This window comes from Rothia nasimurium, assembly GCF_049068285.1.
GTDB lineage: Bacteria > Actinomycetota > Actinomycetes > Actinomycetales > Micrococcaceae > Rothia > Rothia nasimurium_I.
In genome coordinates this window covers 52,155-70,926 of record NZ_JBLKPV010000004.1, presented here as the reverse complement: position 1 = coordinate 70,926, position 18,772 = coordinate 52,155, and the positions used below count along the sequence as shown (strand labels likewise).

Genomic DNA, 18,772 nt, shown 5'->3' with positions numbered 1-18,772 from the left:
TGGGGTGAAGCAGGAATACAGCGAGCGTAAGCCTGTTTCACCTCTTTCATTCCTCTGGTTCCGCTATATGGGCAGCCCCCGGTACAAAACCTCCACTAACCTTTCTGCAGCAAGCCAGGGGGCAACGCCCACCCGCTAAACTAGAACCCATGCGTTACACCTACCTCGGCCCGTCCGGAACCTTCACCGAAGCAGCCCTCCTCACCGTCCCCGGTGCCCCCGACGCCGAACGCATTCCCGCAACATCCGTCCCCGCAGCCCTCGACGCCCTGCGCGACGGCACCGCCGACGCCGCCATGGTACCCATCGAAAACTCCGTCGAAGGCGGCGTCACCGCAACCCTCGACGCCATCGCAGCCCTCGACGGGTCCCTCCGCATCGTCCGCGAAGTACTGGTGCCCATCACCTTCGTGCTGGTTGCCCGCCCCGGCACCACCCTGGCCGACATCAACACCATCTCCACCCACACCCACGCCTGGGCGCAGGTACGCTCCTGGGTGGCAGAGCACAAACCCGGCGTCAACTACCTGCCCGGCTCATCCACCGCAGGCGCCGCCCTCGGCCTACTCCACGATAACCCCGGCTACGAAGCCGCCATCTGCTCACCGGCCGTCGCCCAAGCCCACCCCGAGCTAGAAGTGCTGGCCCACAACATCGGCGACAACAAAAATGCCGTCACCCGTTTCGTCCTCGTCGCCCGCGACGCAACAATCCCCGCCCCCACCGGCGCGGACAAAACCACCCTGGTCATCCCGCTACCCCAGGACCGCCCCGGCGCTCTCCTTGACCTGCTTGAACAGTTCTCCACCCGGGGCATCAACCTCTCCCGCATCGAATCCCGCCCCACCGGCGAATTCCTCGGAGCCTACTTCTTCTCCATCGACATTGACGGCCACCTCTACGACGCCCGCGTCCGCGACGCCCTGCGCGGCATCCACCGCGTCTCACCCGGCGTCCTCTACCTCGGCTCCTACCCGCGAGCTGACAAGCGCCTCGCCAGCGTCGACCCCATGCACGACGACACAAGTTTCGACGCCGCCCGCACCTGGGTAGAAACCCTCTTCCCAGGCGGCCGGCCCGAAAGTCTCAAACACAACATCTAAATGTGGGTCTACCTATAAGGGAGTCTCTGGTTCCTGAAAACACAACTAAGACTCTTCTAAGCCCCATATCCGGTGGTGTTTCCAATCATCCGGAAATCCCATTTCCTGGGCAGTAAGGAAAGATACTGCAGATAGCGCTGAATCGACAAGAGAAGCAGTTCTACTTGCCCAGGCTGAACCAGGGGATACGGTTTCAAGAATCTTGGCAATAATGATAAGTGCGCCGTAAATTTTTTCGCTCTGCTGCCTTGGAGTGCCCTCCTGCCCCGGTGGGAGAGGCAGATGCGAGAGAGATTCTAAACCGCTAACCCTGGATAAAATACCAGTACCCATAGGAGATAAGGTGCAGTTCCATATTCTGGCGTGATGGGCAGACTTATTCCGTAGCAGGGTCAGCTGACGCAGAGCAGCTGCAAAGGGGTGATTGGGTGAAAGGCCTTTGGCCTCTCCTCTACTGAGCCCCAGATTTCTAACATCTATGCCAATTCGACCAGCAACCTCGTTCTGATCTGGGGTTCTCAACAGATTGAACAGCTTAGAAAGGTCCGAGAAATCTAGCACGTCCATAACAACCCAGGGCGCTAATTGAACCCCGTATTTCTCCACATTGTGCTTAATATGAGAGCTATCTCGTGACCCTAACGCACGGTTTACTCTTGAGGTAATAGTGCTAATGATCTGGTAGTGCTCGTATTCTCTGCCACGGAGCACCCGAAAATTATCCCTATCGTATAAGGCGAGCGACCCAGTGCTGCTAATGATATCTGCTAAAGATGTGCGCAGGGCAATCTCAACCCGCTCAATACCGTCGTGTACTTGAGTGCGTAGCTTCCGGTCAAACTCATAAAGAGCGGTAATCTCGGTAAACCGAGTTCCCGGCGCGAAGGTGTCCGTACGCACGGGACGGGGTGGATCTCCCATCGAAAGAGGCGGGTCGCTTAGCGTTCTGCGGGTGTACCAGTACCCGCTTAGTCTGTAGTACCCAACAGTTGAAAGCCATTGCTGAGCCTCAGCTTCATTGACATCCATGCCTCGTTCACGAAGCAGGGCGATTTGCTGCTCAATAGATGTAGGCGGTTTATGCGGTGACGTCATTGAACACTCCACAACCTAGTGAAGGGGGAAATAGAAATCCAGCCCACACTTCACTGCGGAAGGCGGGCTGAACGATTGGTACCAATTATATACAGATAAGGCCCGTTTATCTAGAAAGTGTGTATATTTCACCCCGGCCCGAAAGCCTCAAACACAACATCTAAAGCCGCAAGAACCTCTGCCACCAGCGGCGCTGCTGCTCCACCAGCTCATCCTTCGCCTCAATCAAATCCGACAGAGAATTAATCTGCATCTCAGGCGGGTACACCTTCACCAGCAAGGACGCAGGGCGCACCCGCGCCCGCAGGCCCGTTACCTCCCCGAGCACGTCCCCGTCCACCTCAACCGGAAGCCGAGAATTCGGGAAGTGCACCTGCACCTCAGAGCCCACAAAATGCTCCACCACCGGCCGGCGCACATTAGGCTTCCGCAAAATAAACTGGGCCGACATGCGGATCCAACTCAGGAGGGTGCGTGGAGTCAGCACAATCACCTCCAACTGCCCATCAGACAGCTGAGTCTGCGACGCCAAATTCACCCCGCCCTGAATCTTGCCTGTATTCGCCACCAAAACCGTGCGAATCTTCCGCCGAATAGGGCGGCCACCGTCAACCCTCATCACAGCTGCCCGGCGCCGGGTAAACATATGCCGGGCGCTTACACCCACATAGGCCAGCCAGCCAAACCGCGCCTTCAAATCCTCATTCGTATCAGTCATAATCTGAGCGTCAAAGCCAGCGCCACCCATGACCACAAAATTCACCGGCCCCGGGTTGGTTGTGCCCTGCAACTCCATGCTGATCATGTCAATCGCCTGAGTCTGGCCGTGCAAGGCCAGGTTCACGCAGGCCTGCAGATCCCCCACACTCATCTCAAGATTCCTAGCCAGCAGGTTGCCGGTGCCCAAGGGAACCACACCCAGGGGCACACCCGTGCCCGCCAGGCCGTCCGCAACCGCCCGCACCGTGCCGTCGCCACCTGCCGCCAAAACAACATCAGCACCCGCAGCAATAGCCTGGGCGGCCATGCCCTTGCCCGGGTCCTGGAGGGTTGTCTCAAACACCAGCGGCCTCGGCCACTGGGCCAGGCCCAACTCGGCGGTAATAACCCGCAGGGCAGCCTCAGCCCGCTCCTTGGTCGGATTAAAAATCACCGCCACCTGTTGCGGTTCACCCGCTTCAAGCATGCGATGGAGCGGCCGGTAGGCAGGGAAAAGGTCAGGGCGCTGCCGCCTTCCCCTCTTCACCGCCACCAGCGCACCGCAAGCCACAAGGGCGGATGTAGCTGCCGACGAATACAAAACCCTGCGAGAAACCATAAATCCAAGCATACTGAAGATGTAGGGGAGAACCCACTCGGCTCCGTCCGGCAGGGAATCTATGACGGCAGCCCCCACCCGAAGACCCACCGGGCGGACGTCCCCACCCCGCCTATCTTCTTTGGAGGCAGGGAAACTCGGGGCAATTTACGGTACATTTAGAGGCATGATTGACATTAACCTCCTGCGTGAAAACCCCGATATTTTCCGTGCCTCCCAGCGGGCCCGCGGCGCCGACGAAGCAGTCATCGACCAGATCCTTGAAGCTGACGCAACCCGCCGCACCTCCATCAACGAATTCGAGAAGCTCCGCGCCGAACAGAACGTCTTCTCCAAGAAAATCGGCAAGGCCGCCAAGGAAGAAAAGCAGGCCCTGCTCGCTGAGGTTAAGGAACTCTCGCAGAAGGTGTCAGAAGCCAAGGCCGCCGCTGACGCAGCTGCCGCTCGTCAGGACGAACTGGTCGCTGGCGTCGGCAACCTGATTATCGACGGTATTCCCGCAGGCGGCGAAGACGACTACGTTGTCGTCAAGCACGTTGGCGAACCCCGCAACTTTGAGGCGGACGGCTTTGAACCCCGCGACCACCTCGAAATCGGCGAGCTCGTCGACGGCATTGACATGGCCCGAGGCGCCAAGGTATCAGGTGCCCGCTTCTACTTCCTCAAGGGCCACGTCGCCCGCCTAGAACAGGCCCTCATGTGGATGGCCCTCGACCAGGCCACCGCCAACGGCTTCACCATGCTCACCACCCCCACCCTGGTACGTCCCGAAACCATGAACGGCACCGGCTTCAACGTCGAGCACGACGACGAAATCTACCGCCTCGAACGCGACGACCTCTACCTGGTGGGCACCTCCGAGGTCGCCATCGCCGGCTACCACGCCGATGAAATCATCGACTTTGACAAGGGCCCTAAGAAGTACCTGGGCTGGTCCTCCTGCTACCGCCGCGAAGCCGGCTCAGCGGGTAAGGACACCCGCGGTATCATTCGCGTCCACCAGTTCAACAAGGCAGAAATGTTCGTTTACTGCCCCGTTGAGCAGGCAGAAGAGATGCACGCCAAGATGCTGGCCTGGGAAGAAGAAATGCTGGCCAAGTGCGAGCTCTCCTACCGCGTGATCGACACCGCCGCAGGCGACCTGGGCTCCTCCGCTGCCCGCAAGTTCGACTGCGAAGCCTGGGTGCCCACCCAGGGGGCCTACCGCGAACTGACCTCAACCTCCAACTGCACCACCTACCAGGCCCGCCGCCTCAACGTCCGTGAGCGCATGCCCGACACCGTCACCGCAGAGGGCAAGACCAAGAAGGGCGGCACCCGCACCGTCGCCACCCTCAACGGCACCCTGGCCACCACCCGCTGGCTGGTCGCAATCCTCGAAACCCACCAGCAGGCAGACGGCTCCGTCCGTATCCCCGAGGCCCTGCGCCCCTACATGGGCGGCCTTGAGGTCATTCCCACCGTCGCTCAGTAGCTTATTTTTGGTTCCCCACGAGATACTGTTTGTACTTGTCAAACAGGGTTTCGTGGGGAATTTTTGTGTTAACGAACGGGAGGCTTAGACCGCACCCCTTGAAAAGTTCGTCTAGGCGAACTTATGATGGTTGCACACACCAGACCATGAACAGGGCTTCACCGACTACAACGGCGTAAGTCAGAAGAACGCGCACCTCCAACTAAGGAACAACGCACCCATGAACACGGCAACCCGCACCCCCCACACCCGCCGCCTCAGCCACCGCCTGCTCGCTGCCAGCGGGGCACTCGCCCTGGGCGTCCTCACCGCCTGCACCCCAGGCGACGGCAGCGACACTACAGCGCAAAACGATACCCCCACCGTCATCGCCACCTTCACCGTGCTGGCAGATATGGCGCAGAACGTGGGCGGCGAACACATCACCGTAGAATCCCTCACCAAACCCGGCGCCGAAATACACGACTACGACCCCACCCCGTCCGACGTGAAAAAGGGGGCGGACGCAGACCTTATCCTCGCTAACGGACTAGGCCTGGAAGCATGGTTTGAACAGTTCTTACAGGACACCGACGCCCAGAGCGTGACCGTATCCGAGGGCGTACAGACCATCAACATCGCTGAAGCAGAATCCGCCGGTAAGCCCAACCCGCATGCCTGGATGAGTCCGCTAGCAGCGCAGACTTACGTCGATAACATCGCAGACGCCTTCGCGGAGCTAGACCCCGACAACGCGGACGCCTTCCGAGCCAACGCCGAGACCTACAAGAAGCAGCTACAAGCCGTCCACGACGAGCTAGTGGCAGATCTTTCCACCGTACCCGAAGGCAAACGGGCCCTGGTGACCTGCGAAGGAGCCTTCTCCTACCTAGCAGCAGACGCCGGGCTCACCGAAAAGTACCTGTGGGCGGTGAACTCAGACGGCGAGCCGAGCGCCTCCCGGGTAGCTGAGGTGGCTGTTTTTGTAGAGGACAACAAGGTTCCCGCCGTGTTCTGCGAGTCCACAGTGTCGTCTAAGACCATGGAACAGGTAGCTCAAGAATCAGGTTCAACCTACGCAGGTACGCTCTACGTCGATTCGCTCTCTGAAGAAGGCGGAGACGTGCCCACCTACCTGGACCTGATTCGCTATGACGCAGAAACCATTGCAGAGGCGCTCAACAAGTAGCCCCGGCACATAACAAAACCTGGTAGATTCCCGCCCACTGACCTGCGGCTGCCGGTGCAGGACGCGGCCCCACCCAGGAGGCCCGCAACCTGCCTTCCGGCGCCGCGTCCATAACTTCAAAAGAAACTGAGCAGCGTTAGAGTACAAGAATGAGCCTTTTAGATATCCGAGATGTAACGGTTACCTACGGCGACGTGCATGCTCTTCGGGGGGCGCACCTGGCAGTAGACGCCGGGAGCGTGTGCGGCTTGGTAGGCATGAACGGGTCGGGTAAGTCCACACTTTTTAAGGCGATCATGGGCGTTGCTCCCGCCAGCGGGTCGGTCATGATTGACGGTATGACCCCGAAAGCAGCGCGGAAAGCTGGCGTGGTGAGCTATGTGCCCCAACGGGAGGAGATCGATTTCTCGTTCCCCGTATCTGTCCGTGACGTGGTAGCACAAGGACGGTACGGGCGGCTGGGCTTCGCCCGACGGCTCCGGGCCGAAGACCACGCCGCTGTGGACAAAGCCCTGGAAAGGGTAGAACTCACCGACCTGGCCCACCGGCAAATTGGCAACCTCTCAGGTGGCCAGCGCAAACGGGCTTTTGTGGCACGCGGACTGGCACAAGGAGCTAAACTCCTGCTACTCGATGAGCCCTTCGCAGGGGTCGACAAACGGAGCGAAACCATGCTGGTAACCCTCCTGCGGGAACTACGGGACGCCGGGGCAGGGATCCTGATCTCAACCCACGACCTAGCCAACCTAGCAGACCTAGCAGATACCGCCGTCCTGCTCCGCAACCAAGTGCTGATGGCAGGGGACCCCGCCACTGTACTCGCCCCCGATAACCTGGTGCGTGCCTTCGGCATGAACCCACTGACCCCAACCCAGGAGGGCAACCGTGCTTGACCTACTCCTAGAACCGCTGACCTATGGATTTATGCAACGCGGATTCCTGGTGACAGTGATTGCCGCCCTCGTCTGCGCCCTGCTGTCCTGCTGGCTGGTGCTCATGGGATGGTCGCTCATGGGCGACGCTATCTCTCACGCCGTCCTACCCGGGGTAGTGCTCGCCTACATGGTGGGTGCGCCCTTCGCCGTGGGGGCGGTGATCGCCGGTTTGCTTGCAGTTGCCCTCATCGGGGCGGTGCGTGGTAGCGGGCGCATCAGGGAGGACGCCGCCATCGGCATCGTTTTTACGGTGATGTTCGCGCTGGGGCTGGTACTGATTTCCGTGACGCCCTCCCAGACGGACCTGCACAGCATACTCTTTGGCAACGTGCTAGGGGTGTCCTGGGCTGAAGTCGCCCAAATCGCGGTGTTGGCGGTACTGGTAGTCACCGTACTCATGATCAAACGCCGCGACCTGGTGCTCTACGCCTTCGACCCCGGCTACACCCACGCCATTGGGCTGAGCCCACGCCTGCTGGCAGGGATCCTGCTGGTGGCGCTCGCCCTGACCTCGGTACTCGCCTTGCAGATCGTGGGCGTGGTGCTGGTTGTCGCCATGCTGGTAATTCCCGGCTCTACAGCGCGTCTGCTCACCGATAGGTTCAGCACCATGCTGGCGATTTCTGCCGGTGTGTCCCTAGCCGGTGCCCTGGTGGGGCTCTACGCCAGCTACCATCTAGACGTCTCCGCCGGTGGCGCGGTAGTAATCGCCTTAGGCACTTTCTTCGGCGCAGCCTACCTATGTGCCCCGCACCATGGTCTGCTGGCTCGACGTCAGGCAACCGCACAGGCGTCCAAGGGCTAGGCGTCCAGGGACGAGGGAAACGCTCACCGGAACCTCCTCACAAGGCGGGCAGGCCACGACGAGGCCGCCCTGCACTCCTGCCTTCTACAGGTAAGAGACATACACGGCGGCAGCTGCACCCGCATCGAGGGAGAGCTCAGAATCATTAGGCAGAACCAGATTCACGGCGGAACCCTGCCCTGCCTCTGCACTGTTAACAGCGGTAACTTCCAAGCGCGTACCCGGGGCAATGCCATGCCCCGCAAAGAACCGCAAAAGCTGGGGGTCGTCGTCCGAAATACGCTCTACCAGCACTCTGTCCTTCGGCGAACAATCAAGAAGGGTATGCGGGGCAATGGACTCTACCTCACCAGTGGGGGAGGGGATCGGGTCGCCGTGCGGATCGCGGGTTGGGTGCCCCAACAGAGCGTCAATCCGTTCAATCATTAAATCCGAGACGGCGTGTTCCAACACCTCCGCCTCATCGTGTACCTGATCCCAGGTGTAGCCCAGCGTCTTCACCAGAAAAGTCTCAACCAGGCGGTGGCGGCGCACCATCGACACCGCATATTTCCGTCCCTGCTCTGTCAGCTCAATTGTCCCGTACCGCTGGTGCTCCACCAGCCCGGCGGCAGCAAGCCGCTTCACAGCGTCCGATACCGACGACGGACGCAACCCTGCCCTCGCCGCAATGACAGAGGTAGATGCCGGCTCGGTACCGTGCTCGGTAATGCCCCAAATAATTTTGAGGTAGTTCTGGGTACTGTTAGACAGCTTGGCAAGAGACATACCTACAAGTTTAACCCCCACTTCTGTACTGGCCCGACCCGGTAGATTTGCGAACTGCGGGGTTTCCTTCGAGAAGCGGTAGGAAGAACTGCATCTCGAAGGAAACCCCGCAGTTCAGCCTACGGACGCTCCGCTGGGCGACCCTTCACCCCCTGCTCACCTTGCCTTAACCCGGCTTTTGTATAGTCTGGTCTAGACGAGAAGAAAAGAGACACCGATGATTTCAGAGATCAAAGACATGCAGACCCTGCCGCTGCGCCGCTCGGCCTGGCAGAAAGAAGAAGGCGCCAAGTACCTGGTCGCTATCGACGTTGATGGCACCCTGGTCACCCACGACGGCGCCATGAGCGAGGCCGTCAAAAAGGCCGCCCAGGAGGTCGTGGACGCCGGCCACCACGTCGTGATTTCCACCGGACGGTCCCTGGGCGCCACCCTGCCCATCGTTGAGATGATTGGGCTCACCCGCGGCTACGCGGTCAGCTCCAACGGCGCGGTAACCCTCAGCATCGACCCCTCCCTTGAGGCTGGCTACCGCATTATCGACAAGGTCAGCTTCGACCCCTCCCACGCTATCAAGCTCCTTAAAGAGAAACTTCCCCACGCCTCCCTGGCCCTTGAAGCCCCCGACGGCACCGTCTACGCCACCGACAACTTCGAGGATTGGTCTTTTGGGGTCAACACCGTCAAGACCACCCGCACCGAAATGGCCGCTATGAACTCGGCCGTCCGCGTGGTGGTCTGCTCACCCACCGACACCCCCGACGACTTCAAACGCGCTATCTACGACTCCGGTCTGCACGGGGTCAACTACGCGGTGGGCTGGAGCGCCTGGCTCGACGTGGCTGCCCACGGGGTTTCTAAAGCAACCGCCCTGGAGCAAATCCGCCGCAAGCTGCGCGTGGACCCCCGCCACACCATTGCTATCGGCGACGGGCTGAACGACAAAGAAATGATCCACTGGGCCGCCCGCGGCGTAGCTATGGGCCAGGCCCTGCCCGAGGTAGCGGAGCTGGCTACGGACGTCACCGGTTCGGTCTACGAGGACGGCACGGTGCCGATCTTGCGCGACCTGCTCTAAGCCCGTGACGGGCCTTGCCCCGTCACACTTAATATCAGGCGCTCCTCTATAGTGCTACTGGCCCTGCTTGCTATGGTGGTCTTACATCTGACCCGGAAGAGAAAGGGCCACCGTGACCACCTCCGTACCAGCTGAAGGCCTGCTGCTCTACGACCCCGACTGCGGTATCTGCCAGAAAGCCGCCCGGCTTCTCACCCACCTGGGCCTAGAGGCCCAGGTGCGCCCCGGCCACTACGACCGCCTAGAAGAACACGGCGTCAATTTTGAGCGCTTCATGCGCCAAATCCCCTTCATCACCCCTACCGGCCAGGTGGCCTACGGGGCGCTCGCCATCGCCCTAGCCCTGGCCACCAGCCGGTACGCACCCGTGCGGGTGGCGGCGTCCGCCCTGAAGAACCCCCAGCTTCGCCCGCTGGCAGAGCGAATCTACCTGCGTATTTCCACCAACCGCTCCACCGCCTGCCAGCTCAAGCCCTAAGAGACTGACAGCCCATGACTCCGGCCTACCGGTTCGCCCCCGCTAAATCGTCGAGTAGCTCAGCGATGAGCGCACGAGAGGCCAGCTCCTCGTGCCAGTAGGAGCGCACCAGGGTCTTACTCACCGCCTGGGAGGTAATCCCCAGGGCCTGAGCCACCGCCTTTTGCTGCCCGCGCACCCCGGGCACTAGCAGGTCAAGCACCCGCCACTCGGCGTCAGTCCGGGCGGACGCCACTCGGTAGAGCAGGCGCAACAGGCCGGTTACCTGGTCTGCCCGCACCCCCTGACCAGCTGCGTGCACGCAGATACTGCGCGGCGGGGCTCCGGTTTGAGCCTGCTCCACCGCAGACCGAGACAGGCTCAAAGCCTCACCGGAACACTCCGGGGTAGACACTGCCCCCAGGGCAGCAGCGAAGCGCGGCAGGGCCAAGGGCCCGGCCCCAATCCCAACCCAGAAACCACCAAAACGGGCCCCGAGCAGGGCGGCGGCGAGGGCGTCCTCGGCCTGCTCGAAAGCCCCCTGAAGTTCATCAGGGTAGGTGCGGCTGAAAGGGACAGTCGGGGCTAACTGCTCCAGCCGGGCCTCCAGGGCGGCAAAATCGGCGGCGGCAGAGCGGGCGATGAAGGTGAGAACAAACATAGGTTTCAGTATGCCTTACAGGATGGGTCAAAGGAGCACTTAGGGTTCCCAAAAAAGGGTTTCAGCATCGACCCCGGCTAGGAAGAGCTGCTCTTCAAGGTGGCGGCGGCACTCAATGGGGAAGCGGATACTGCTACACCCAAGGTCGGTGCCCAAGTAGGCGGTGATACGGTCAAAGCCCGTGAAATCGCGGGCCAGGGAGCGGCACAGATGAACCAGCTCGCGGAGGTCTTCAGCTGAGCCAAAAGCCCAAAAATAGTCTGCACTGGTGAGCTGGAAGAGGCCAATTGGCTGGCCACCGCCTGGGGAGTCCTTGACCCGCACCCACCCGCCGTCGATATCGAAGGCATCGGGGCCGTCGCCCGGGGCCAGCGGGTCAAGCCGCCAGGTACGGGTATTCTCTAACCAGTCAGGCAAAGCCGGCATATAGAGGGTGTCGTTTTCCCCCCAGGCCGGGGCCTTCTCAAAACTCCGGGCATACATGGCCGCCCAAAATTCGGCCTCACCACAGGTCACACCAATGCTGTTGAGCTGGTCAGGATCTCCCACAGGGGCTGATCGTTCAGCTAGCTGGGCCAAGGATTCCGGATCTTCTAGGGAGAGATCAGCCAGGTAGGTTTGGTCCCAGTAGGTAGGGCGGGTGTGGTAGCCCTGCTCCGTGAGCCGGTCGTTGATTCGGCGGAGGTAGTCAGGGTCGCCCAGGGCGACCGCCTGCCCGTCGAAGAACAGGACGTAGGGGGCCCGCCGACGGTGCGTAGGGGAGAGCGCCATACTTTAGCTCCTTTCAGAATCGGGGTCATCGTCGTTGTTGTGCAGGGAACCAAGACCAGCAGGCTGAGACGACCAGGGCCTGGCACTGCGTTCTAACCGGATGAAGGCACCCAGTAGGGCGAGGGCTTCAGGGCTGGTCGGTAAAAAGTCGGTGAACCCGCTGGAACAGACCACGACGGTCGCCCACATACCGCGGGACAGGGCCACATTGAGGCGGTTGGGGGATAGCAGGAAGTCGGTGCCGCGCGGAGTATCACCAGCACTTGAAGCTGCCATTGACACAATAACGACCGGGGCCTCCTGGCCCTGGAACTTATCAACTGTTCCTACCCGCACGCCACTGCCATCTGGCGCGGCTAAACCTGCCTCAACCAGGGCCGCACGGATCGCCTCGACCTGGGCGTTATAGGCCGCCACCACAATGATGTCACCGGGCTCTAAGGGGGCCGCCTGCTCAGGGGCCGAGAGGGCTGGCGTCCACTGGCACCCTATGAAGCTCCGGGCTACCCTCACCACCTCCTCAGCCTCTTCCAGGGAGAAGGTGGAGTTACCGGTATGTTCTAAGGTACGCAGGTACACTCCCGGCTCCCACCCCTGCAAGTGGCGCTCGCTGCCGGACGGAGCTGACGCTAAACGTCCCTCATAGGACAGGGCAGAAACCGGGGCGCAAAGCTGCGGGTGCATCCGCCAGGTGACATCCAGGAAGTAGCCGTACTCCTCGGGCAGTACCGTGCGGCCATCTGAGAGCCAGCCCAGGGCGGACTCGTCCACCGGGTAGGGGTGGGCCCCCTGGGTTACCTGGGGCAGCTGGGCCGGGTCCCCCAAGAGCAGGAGGTTCTTGGCAGAGCGGGCCACTGCCAGGGTATTAGCCAGGGAATATTGGCCAGCCTCATCAATCACCAGCAGGTCAAGACCCTCAAACCGGAATTTGTTGTCGGAGGCAAAGTCCCAGGCTGTACCGCCAAAAATCCGGCCGCCGGGTTCGTCCATAAAACGGCTGACGTCAGGGTTGCGGACCTCCCGCCAGGGGAAATCCGGGGTCTGGCTCTTCCCGACCCCCTTGGCAATAGCATCGGGATCAACCCGGCCGTTATTAATACAGCCCAGCAGCATATTCTCGACGACGGCGTGGGACTGGGCCACAATCCCGACCTTCCAGCCAGCTGCCACCAGACGTCCAATCACATGCGACCCCACAAAGGTCTTGCCTGACCCGGGAGGCCCCTGCACCGCAACATAGGACCGATCCAGCTGGCTCACAGCCTCATAAATTGCCTGTACCGTAGCCATCGCCCCGTGAGTCTCGGCAAACTCAAGAGGGCGAGGCAAGACCGGGGTGCTCCCACCTGCACTCCTACCTCGTAATCGGGGTGGACGGCGGCGCAGCAGCTCCGTGCCCGCCGACTGGGGAAGCTCAGGGAGGGTCTGCGCTGTACGGGCAGCCAGCTCCATCAAGGCCTGCTCCTGGGCCCGGGTAGGAATCGGCTGGCCCGGTGTCAAGGCTAAGGGCAGATGGGGGTAGGGCTCAGCAGGCTGCCCCTCAACCGTCTTCAGGCTCTCCTTCACCGTGATCCGCACCAGGTAGGGCTGGCCAGCCTCCTCCACCGGAATCTCTTCAAGCTCAAGAATCTCAGTGTTAAAAGCCCCAGCCCGCTCAGGCTCTACCGGCAGGACCCCCTCATGCAGGGCAGCGTAGGTCAGCGCCTGCTGCCGGGCCTCAAACTCCAAAAAAGGAGGCAAGGGGCGGCCGTACATGGCAAAGAGGTTGCTGTCTCCAACCTTCACCGATGATCCCGGCGCCAGGCGGGCGACCCCGCTCAAGACCCGCGATAGGGAGCGGGCCCGCTCCGGCTGATGCCAATCGGCAACCACCTGCATCCGACCCAGCAAGACCACATCGCGGGCGTCCTCCCAATCTTCCAAGGGAGCAGTCAGCCGGTTGAAATGATCCCACCAGAACTGGCGACGCTCACGGCGGTGATAACCGGTTGCCGTAGCCACCATCGCAACCGCCTGCTTTTGCTCATCTAGCTCGCCGCCGGCGTCCAGAGCCCCAATAAAGCGCTGCAGGGTGCGTTCTTCTTCAGTCTCGTCTTCAGCGCGACCAGCCTGTACCAGCAACTCATTGAGGTCAGCCAGCGGGGCCGGCTCATCAAGCTCCCGCTCCACCGACCGGCCAGCTAAATCAAGCAACCAGGCTCGCAGCTGCAGAAGGGAAACCCCCGTGCGGTAGAGATCGCGAGCCAGCATAGCCTTCATCTGGGCAGCCAGCTCCACCTGCCCTGCCGCCTGGGCCTCAACCCAATCGGTATAGGCCGTTGGGGGAATCTCCTGCTGCCGTTCAATACCTTCAAGGTACAGGGGCTCAACCTCAGCAAGCTGGCTGGTGCCAACACTCGTGCGAACAGAGCGCCTCATCACCTCAGAAAGATCAACAAGCACCTGGTCCCGCTGTAAATCAGTCAGATAGGCCTCGCCTACCCCGTGCTTACCGGCTAGCTCCTGCAAGGAGGCCAGCACTCCCGCACCGAAATAGTAGACACGCATACCCGGGTTTTCAGTGCGCTGCTGGTGCACCAGGTTCAAAAAATCTCCCAGCAACCTGCCCTCAGCAGCCCGGGAGTGGGCCCAAAATTGGGCAAAGAGGGGCTCCGAACTTGGATTATCAGATAGATGGGTTACACCTAAGGCGTAGGTCAGCCCCCACATCAAGGCTGGTGAGGTCGCTGCCTCATCCCGCCACAGGGGATCAGACCGGAGCGCAAGGAAAAGATCTCCAGAAGCTGCCCGGGGTAGGGCCCGCAGGGTATGGCGGGGCAGAAGGGTATAAGCCAGGACGCTTTCATTACCCTCCGCATCGGTTACCTGCACTGAGCCGTCCGGCTGGGCCCTTCCCGTCTGCAGGGCTGCCTGTTCGGCATACCGCCGCACCAAACCTGGTAGATGGGACTGGCCAGCCAAGGCTGCCAGCTCATCGATCGTCTGCACCCCGCACCGGTCAACAATAAAAGAACGGGTGCGGGCAGACATGCCCGCTGTCAGCAGCATATCCTGGTGGCGTACCGCCAAGGCCTGGCAGGTATCACACCGGCCACATCGTTGAACAGCCTGCGCAGGCTCAAGGACTTTGCCGTCTTTGACCTCGGCTAACCAGCTCAGCGGGAGGGCATCAGGACGGCGGCGCTGACGGAGGAGGGCTTCGAGCCGTTCCCGCTTCTCTTCAAAGACCGGGGTAATGGTGGATAGCTCGTGGAGGGACTCTACCTCGTGCCCCAAAATCAAGGAAACCTGCGAATCAAGGTCAATACCCTCATGCTCAAGCTGGTGGGCGTAGGCCGCTAACTGCAGGAGGGCAGGGACCCGAGCCGTACGGGCCAATTTCGTATCAACTACCCGGTAGGAGCCGTCCTCTTGTTTGACGAGAAAGTCAGCCCGGCCGTGGAAGGAGCCGTCAAAGAAAGCGGCCTGGAAGACCACATCAGCCCCAGCCCTGAGCGCTTCTAGGGTTTCAAGCCGTTTTTTGTTGAGTTCTTCCCTGCTGTAGCTGGTAGGTGGTTCTACCTCATAAACCCCGCGCCCGGTAGCCGGATTCCATACCCCATAGGTTTGCCGGTAGGTATTGAGTACCCGTTCTTCATGGGCGTTGCCGAGAGCTGCAGCCCGGGCTAGGCCAGGGTGAGGGGCAAGATCAAGGGCGGGGACGCGACCCAGCAGGTGGTCGAGGGCGTAGAGGGTTGCAAATTGGCATTGGGCGCTGGTGACGAGGTCGGTTGCAGAATAGACCAGGCTGCGGCCAGCAGGTTCAAGGCCAGAGTCACTCTGGGTTGGGTCAGCGTCGATGAAGAACATGGGGCTCCTTTGCGTGCGTCGCTTCCTAGGCTAGCAAGGGGGTCTGACATTTTAAGAACCTCTCTCAGTCACCGAAAACTGTTCCGTACCAATCTGGAATAGTGGGAACATGTGTTCTAAATATATTCTAGTCAATTAGAAGATAACCCTAGAGTTTCTTGGCTGCTTTTCTTTGAATAAATCAGCAGTAAATAAAAGCCCATGTGACCCACCTCAATCAAGACTCTTTGATTTGCTCGGCGGGTGAATTTAGTGAAAGTGGGTTGTATGGAAATTGCCCGCATTGTGGGTAGGGCGGGCAAGTGGGTTGGATTTTCCACTGTTTGCCCAAGTCATACTGGTGCGAGCGGCTGGAAAGGCTGGTTGTGGGGGTCTGTGAAGTGGCGGGTCTCCCATGATTAATTTTTTATCATTTTTTGCCCACAAAAAATTATTGAATATTAATACAAATGTGCCCTTGGCAAGGTAGAACAATCATGAAGGGAGAATGAAGACGTTGCAGACGGCCCCCTGAACCTGATTGTCCCCTTAAAAAAACTTCCTGAAAGTGTAGACATCAGGTCACGATTCTATAAAGTTGTGTTCAGAAAAATTCTCGAATGAGAACCTGAGACTTAGATGTGGAGACCAAGAGTGAAGAATCTTCTTGAAACTACTCGGGCAGTTAAGCCTAACCGCCGCCAGGCAGCTGCCCTCACCCTCGCGGGTGTTGCCGTGGCCGGTGCTGCAACCTCAGCAAACGCAGCCGCTTCAGACATCCGCACTGTGTCTGCCGCCCAGCGCGCAGCCGACCAGCAGCGCCTACTGGACCTGATTAACGCCTTCCGCGCCCAGAACGGCCTGAGCCCTGTCCGTCACTCAGCAACCGTCGCCTCCGTGATGGAGCTTGAAGCAATCCGCCAGTTCAACGCGGGCTACTTCTCCCACGGCACCCAGTTCCTCTACAACTCCAAGGTGCAGGGCTACAGCTTCGTGCGTGAGGTCATCGCTCTGACCTACAACGACGACATCAGCCAGCTGCTGGCCTTCTGGAAGAGCTCACCTGCCCACCGGGCAGCCGTCCTTGCTCCCCAGGCTAACGTCATGGGTATCGGCCTCTGCTACGGCCACGGCGGCGCCCGCCTGCCCTGGCGAATCCTCGGCAACGTCGGCATCTACCGCTACGAGAACGGCCGCGGCCCCAACGACTACACCTCAAGCATCGTCGCTCCCCAGTCTTCTACCCAGGTGCAGCAGGTTTCTGCGATTCCTATGAGCTCTGAGTTCTCAGACCACTACCAGGCCAATGGCGGGGAAAACACCTTCGGTGTTCCCACTGGCCGTGAGTTTAGCTCAATCCAGGGCGGTCGTATCCAGAACTTCTCCAAGCACCGCACCATTTACTGGACCTCAGAGCACGGCGCCCAGGACGTCTACTGGCCCGGTGCTATCGGCCAGCGTTTTGCAGGTCAGAATTTCGAGCACGGCTGGGGCTACCCCATGAACCGTGAGTATTCCTTCTTGGGTTCTATGCGTCAGGATTTCTCCAGCAACGGCAACATCACCTCCGTGTACTGGACCCCTTCAACTGGTGCCCGTTCACTCGTTGAGGGTGGAGCGATTTCTAACCGTTGGTACACCCTGGGCGGCCCCACTGTTTTGGGCTTCCCCGTGACTGATGAGGTTCGCGGCGGAGACGGTGTTACCCGTGTAACTTTCGCAAGCGGCATCACTATCAACTGGACTGAGGCCCGCGGCACCTGGGAGAGCTAAACTCCCTGAGGCCCTTTTGAGAGCACTCAACCCCGTATCCGATTCGTTCGGATGCGGGGTTGATGTTTTGTGGTCGGGTGGCGCCACCGGGGCGCTGTTTGGGCCCCTGACCTACCCTGCGGTGAGTTCTGCTGCGAACCGGTCGATGGTGTTTTTGGCAGCGTCGGTGCTCTCTAGGTCGTTCATGGTGACGGAGAAGATGAGCGGCCGGTTGTCGCTGGTGACGGTATAGCCGCTGAGGGAGAGGACGGAGTTGAGGGTTCCGGTTTTTGCGCGGACGTAGCCCCGGCCGGCTGTTTCGTTGGCGTCGTTGAAGCGGTTGGGCAGGCCGAGGGTCCCGTTGTAGCCGGCGATGGGCAGGCCGGGTAGGGTGAGGCGTTCTGTGGCGCTGCCGTTTATGGCCCGCTGGGTGAGGGCGGTGAGGAGGGTGCTAGGCACCTTGTTGTTCATGGAGAGGCCGCTGAGGTCGGTTTGGGTGTAGTCGGTGGGTAGGCCTTGTTCGGTGAGGACGGCGCGGACCTGCTGGATGGCGTCGGTCGCTGATCCGTCGCCGCCACGGGCTACGGAGAGGTTGCGGCCGAGTACCTCAGCCAGGGAGTTGTCGGATTCTTGCATCATGAGGGCGCTTTGTTCGGCCCAGGTTGCTGATTCAACGGCGGCAAGTTCTGTGCCCTGGGAGGGGGCATCGAGGGCATTGCCGCCGGTGAAGGTGAGGCCGGCTTCTGCCCCGAGGCGGTTGAGGGCTTCGAGGAGGGCTTGGTGGACCTGGGTGGGGGCGTCGTCAGGACGCTCCCCGCTGGCTCCATTACTTCCGGGGGTGTAGTGGGAGTAGAAAGCGAGGGGGGTTACGGCGCTCATGAAGCCTGAGGCGATGTCTTCTTCGTGCCATTCTGGGTTGAGGGCGGGGCCTGAGTAGATGGTGGTGTCTAGGTTGAGGGTGAAGTTTTGGGCGCTCTTGCCCTGTTGGGTGAGGGCGGCGATAGTGCCTTCTGCGAGGGTTTCAATTCCTGCCCGGCCCATAGTGCTGTCGGGGTTGGACGGTCCTGGCACCAGCAGGGTGTCGCCGCCTGCAACGAGGGTAAGAGCCCCGTCTTCGGCCAGCGTGACTGAGGTTTTGAAGCGGGTGTCAGGGGCGGTGACGACCCCGGCGTAGTGCACTAGCATCTTCATGTTGGAGGCCGGTATGCGTTGGGCATCGGCTTCCCGTTCAAAGATGACTTCCCCGCTGTTGGCGTCGATGACCCGGGCTGATACGGTGCCCTGGTTGAGCTCGTCCAGGATTCCGCCCAGGCGCTCAGCTAAACCGGCGGTATCAAGCGGGGCGGGGACGTCCTGGCTATTGGCGGGGGCTACCGGTTGGGCGGTGATACTGGGGGCCACCGACTGGGCTTCTAGCTGCTTGGCCTCTTGCCACTGGGGCAGGGCCCAGGCGCCTGCGGCAAAGCAACCAACAGCGAGGGCACCGGCGCTGAGCCAGGCAAGGACGGGGCGGGGGGTGGCCATGGAACCTCCAGGGGGTGAGCCGGCGGGGCGGCGTC

At 60.8% G+C, this 18,772-nt stretch carries 15 protein-coding genes; 8 read left to right on the top strand and 7 right to left on the bottom strand.

Annotated features, from left to right (window positions below):
- The first annotated feature begins 149 nt into the window (after positions 1 to 149).
- Positions 150 to 1,103: a prephenate dehydratase gene (pheA, locus tag ACMXX3_RS04935; RefSeq protein ID WP_421083643.1), complete on the top strand. Its 954-nt coding sequence runs from the start codon at positions 150 to 152 to the stop codon at positions 1,101 to 1,103.
- Between the two features lie 45 nt (positions 1,104 to 1,148).
- On the opposite strand, the gene ACMXX3_RS04930 is transcribed toward pheA, so the two are convergent.
- Together ACMXX3_RS04930 and ACMXX3_RS04925 are read right to left on the bottom strand one after the other, a co-directional pair.
- Complete coding sequence (locus ACMXX3_RS04930; protein WP_421083767.1) at positions 1,149 to 2,132, bottom strand: Abi family protein; 984 nt, start codon at positions 2,130 to 2,132, stop codon at positions 1,149 to 1,151.
- Between the two features lie 226 nt (positions 2,133 to 2,358).
- On the bottom strand, positions 2,359 to 3,351 hold the full coding sequence (locus ACMXX3_RS04925; protein ID WP_421083642.1) for a diacylglycerol/lipid kinase family protein: 993 nt from the start codon (positions 3,349 to 3,351) through the stop codon (positions 2,359 to 2,361).
- Positions 3,352 to 3,682: 331 nt separating this feature from the next.
- Here ACMXX3_RS04925 and serS point away from each other — a divergent pair, with 331 nt between their 5' ends.
- From serS to ACMXX3_RS04905, 4 genes are all read left to right on the top strand, one after another.
- The gene (gene serS, locus ACMXX3_RS04920; protein WP_421083641.1) at positions 3,683 to 4,990 is read left to right on the top strand and encodes a serine--tRNA ligase; all 1,308 of its coding nucleotides are present in this window, start codon (positions 3,683 to 3,685) and stop codon (positions 4,988 to 4,990) included.
- Between the two features lie 220 nt (positions 4,991 to 5,210).
- The gene (locus ACMXX3_RS04915; protein WP_421083640.1) at positions 5,211 to 6,158 is read left to right on the top strand and encodes a metal ABC transporter substrate-binding protein; all 948 of its coding nucleotides are present in this window, start codon (positions 5,211 to 5,213) and stop codon (positions 6,156 to 6,158) included.
- Positions 6,159 to 6,307: 149 nt separating this feature from the next.
- Complete coding sequence (locus ACMXX3_RS04910; RefSeq protein ID WP_237207325.1) at positions 6,308 to 7,051, top strand: metal ABC transporter ATP-binding protein; 744 nt, start codon at positions 6,308 to 6,310, stop codon at positions 7,049 to 7,051.
- Between the two features lie 31 nt (positions 7,052 to 7,082).
- A complete protein-coding gene (locus ACMXX3_RS04905; protein WP_421083766.1) occupies positions 7,083 to 7,898 on the top strand; it encodes a metal ABC transporter permease in 816 nt (271 codons plus the stop codon).
- 84 nt (positions 7,899 to 7,982) lie between these two features.
- Here the strand turns inward: ACMXX3_RS04905 and ACMXX3_RS04900 are convergent, their stop codons facing one another.
- A complete protein-coding gene (locus tag ACMXX3_RS04900; RefSeq protein ID WP_421083639.1) occupies positions 7,983 to 8,666 on the bottom strand; it encodes a metal-dependent transcriptional regulator in 684 nt (227 codons plus the stop codon).
- A 217-nt stretch (positions 8,667 to 8,883) separates the two neighbouring features.
- Here ACMXX3_RS04900 and ACMXX3_RS04895 point away from each other — a divergent pair, with 217 nt between their 5' ends.
- Both ACMXX3_RS04895 and ACMXX3_RS04890 read left to right on the top strand, forming a co-directional pair.
- The gene (locus tag ACMXX3_RS04895) at positions 8,884 to 9,744 is read left to right on the top strand and encodes an HAD family hydrolase (RefSeq protein ID WP_421083638.1); all 861 of its coding nucleotides are present in this window, start codon (positions 8,884 to 8,886) and stop codon (positions 9,742 to 9,744) included.
- Positions 9,745 to 9,856: 112 nt separating this feature from the next.
- Positions 9,857 to 10,222: a thiol-disulfide oxidoreductase DCC family protein gene (locus ACMXX3_RS04890; RefSeq protein ID WP_421083637.1), complete on the top strand. Its 366-nt coding sequence runs from the start codon at positions 9,857 to 9,859 to the stop codon at positions 10,220 to 10,222.
- 25 nt (positions 10,223 to 10,247) lie between these two features.
- Here ACMXX3_RS04890 and ACMXX3_RS04885 read toward each other — a convergent pair whose 3' ends face one another.
- The 3 genes from ACMXX3_RS04885 to ACMXX3_RS04875 are packed head-to-tail and all read right to left on the bottom strand — an operon-like array spanning position 10,248 to position 15,482.
- Positions 10,248 to 10,862: a recombinase RecJ gene (locus ACMXX3_RS04885; RefSeq protein ID WP_421083636.1), complete on the bottom strand. Its 615-nt coding sequence runs from the start codon at positions 10,860 to 10,862 to the stop codon at positions 10,248 to 10,250.
- Between the two features lie 39 nt (positions 10,863 to 10,901).
- Entirely contained in the window at positions 10,902 to 11,633 is a 732-nt protein-coding gene (locus ACMXX3_RS04880) for a hypothetical protein (RefSeq protein ID WP_421083635.1), read from the bottom strand.
- Between the two features lie 3 nt (positions 11,634 to 11,636).
- Entirely contained in the window at positions 11,637 to 15,482 is a 3,846-nt protein-coding gene (locus ACMXX3_RS04875; RefSeq protein WP_421083634.1) for an AAA domain-containing protein, read from the bottom strand.
- Positions 15,483 to 16,115: 633 nt separating this feature from the next.
- On the opposite strand from ACMXX3_RS04875, the gene ACMXX3_RS04870 reads away from it, so the two are divergent.
- Complete coding sequence (locus tag ACMXX3_RS04870) at positions 16,116 to 17,234, top strand: CAP domain-containing protein (protein WP_421083633.1); 1,119 nt, start codon at positions 16,116 to 16,118, stop codon at positions 17,232 to 17,234.
- 111 nt (positions 17,235 to 17,345) lie between these two features.
- Here the strand turns inward: ACMXX3_RS04870 and ACMXX3_RS04865 are convergent, their stop codons facing one another.
- The gene (locus ACMXX3_RS04865; RefSeq protein ID WP_421083632.1) at positions 17,346 to 18,737 is read right to left on the bottom strand and encodes a D-alanyl-D-alanine carboxypeptidase/D-alanyl-D-alanine-endopeptidase; all 1,392 of its coding nucleotides are present in this window, start codon (positions 18,735 to 18,737) and stop codon (positions 17,346 to 17,348) included.
- Positions 18,738 to 18,772 lie beyond the last annotated feature (35 nt).

Coding starts and splice junctions, on each gene's coding strand:
- ACMXX3_RS04905 (WP_421083766.1), top strand. CDS start 7,083: ATGCAACGCGGATTCCTGGTGACAGTGATTGCCGCCCTCGTCTGCGCC.
- ACMXX3_RS04880 (WP_421083635.1), bottom strand. CDS start 11,633: ATGGCGCTCTCCCCTACGCACCGTCGGCGGGCCCCCTACGTCCTGTTC.
- ACMXX3_RS04885 (WP_421083636.1), bottom strand. CDS start 10,862: ATGTTTGTTCTCACCTTCATCGCCCGCTCTGCCGCCGCCGATTTTGCC.
- ACMXX3_RS04910 (WP_237207325.1), top strand. CDS start 6,308: ATGAGCCTTTTAGATATCCGAGATGTAACGGTTACCTACGGCGACGTG.
- ACMXX3_RS04900 (WP_421083639.1), bottom strand. CDS start 8,666: ATGTCTCTTGCCAAGCTGTCTAACAGTACCCAGAACTACCTCAAAATT.
- ACMXX3_RS04875 (WP_421083634.1), bottom strand. CDS start 15,482: ATGTTCTTCATCGACGCTGACCCAACCCAGAGTGACTCTGGCCTTGAA.
- ACMXX3_RS04930 (WP_421083767.1), bottom strand. CDS start 2,132: ATGGATGTCAATGAAGCTGAGGCTCAGCAATGGCTTTCAACTGTTGGG.
- serS (WP_421083641.1), top strand. CDS start 3,683: ATGATTGACATTAACCTCCTGCGTGAAAACCCCGATATTTTCCGTGCC.
- ACMXX3_RS04915 (WP_421083640.1), top strand. CDS start 5,211: ATGAACACGGCAACCCGCACCCCCCACACCCGCCGCCTCAGCCACCGC.
- pheA (WP_421083643.1), top strand. CDS start 150: ATGCGTTACACCTACCTCGGCCCGTCCGGAACCTTCACCGAAGCAGCC.
- ACMXX3_RS04865 (WP_421083632.1), bottom strand. CDS start 18,737: ATGGCCACCCCCCGCCCCGTCCTTGCCTGGCTCAGCGCCGGTGCCCTC.
- ACMXX3_RS04895 (WP_421083638.1), top strand. CDS start 8,884: ATGATTTCAGAGATCAAAGACATGCAGACCCTGCCGCTGCGCCGCTCG.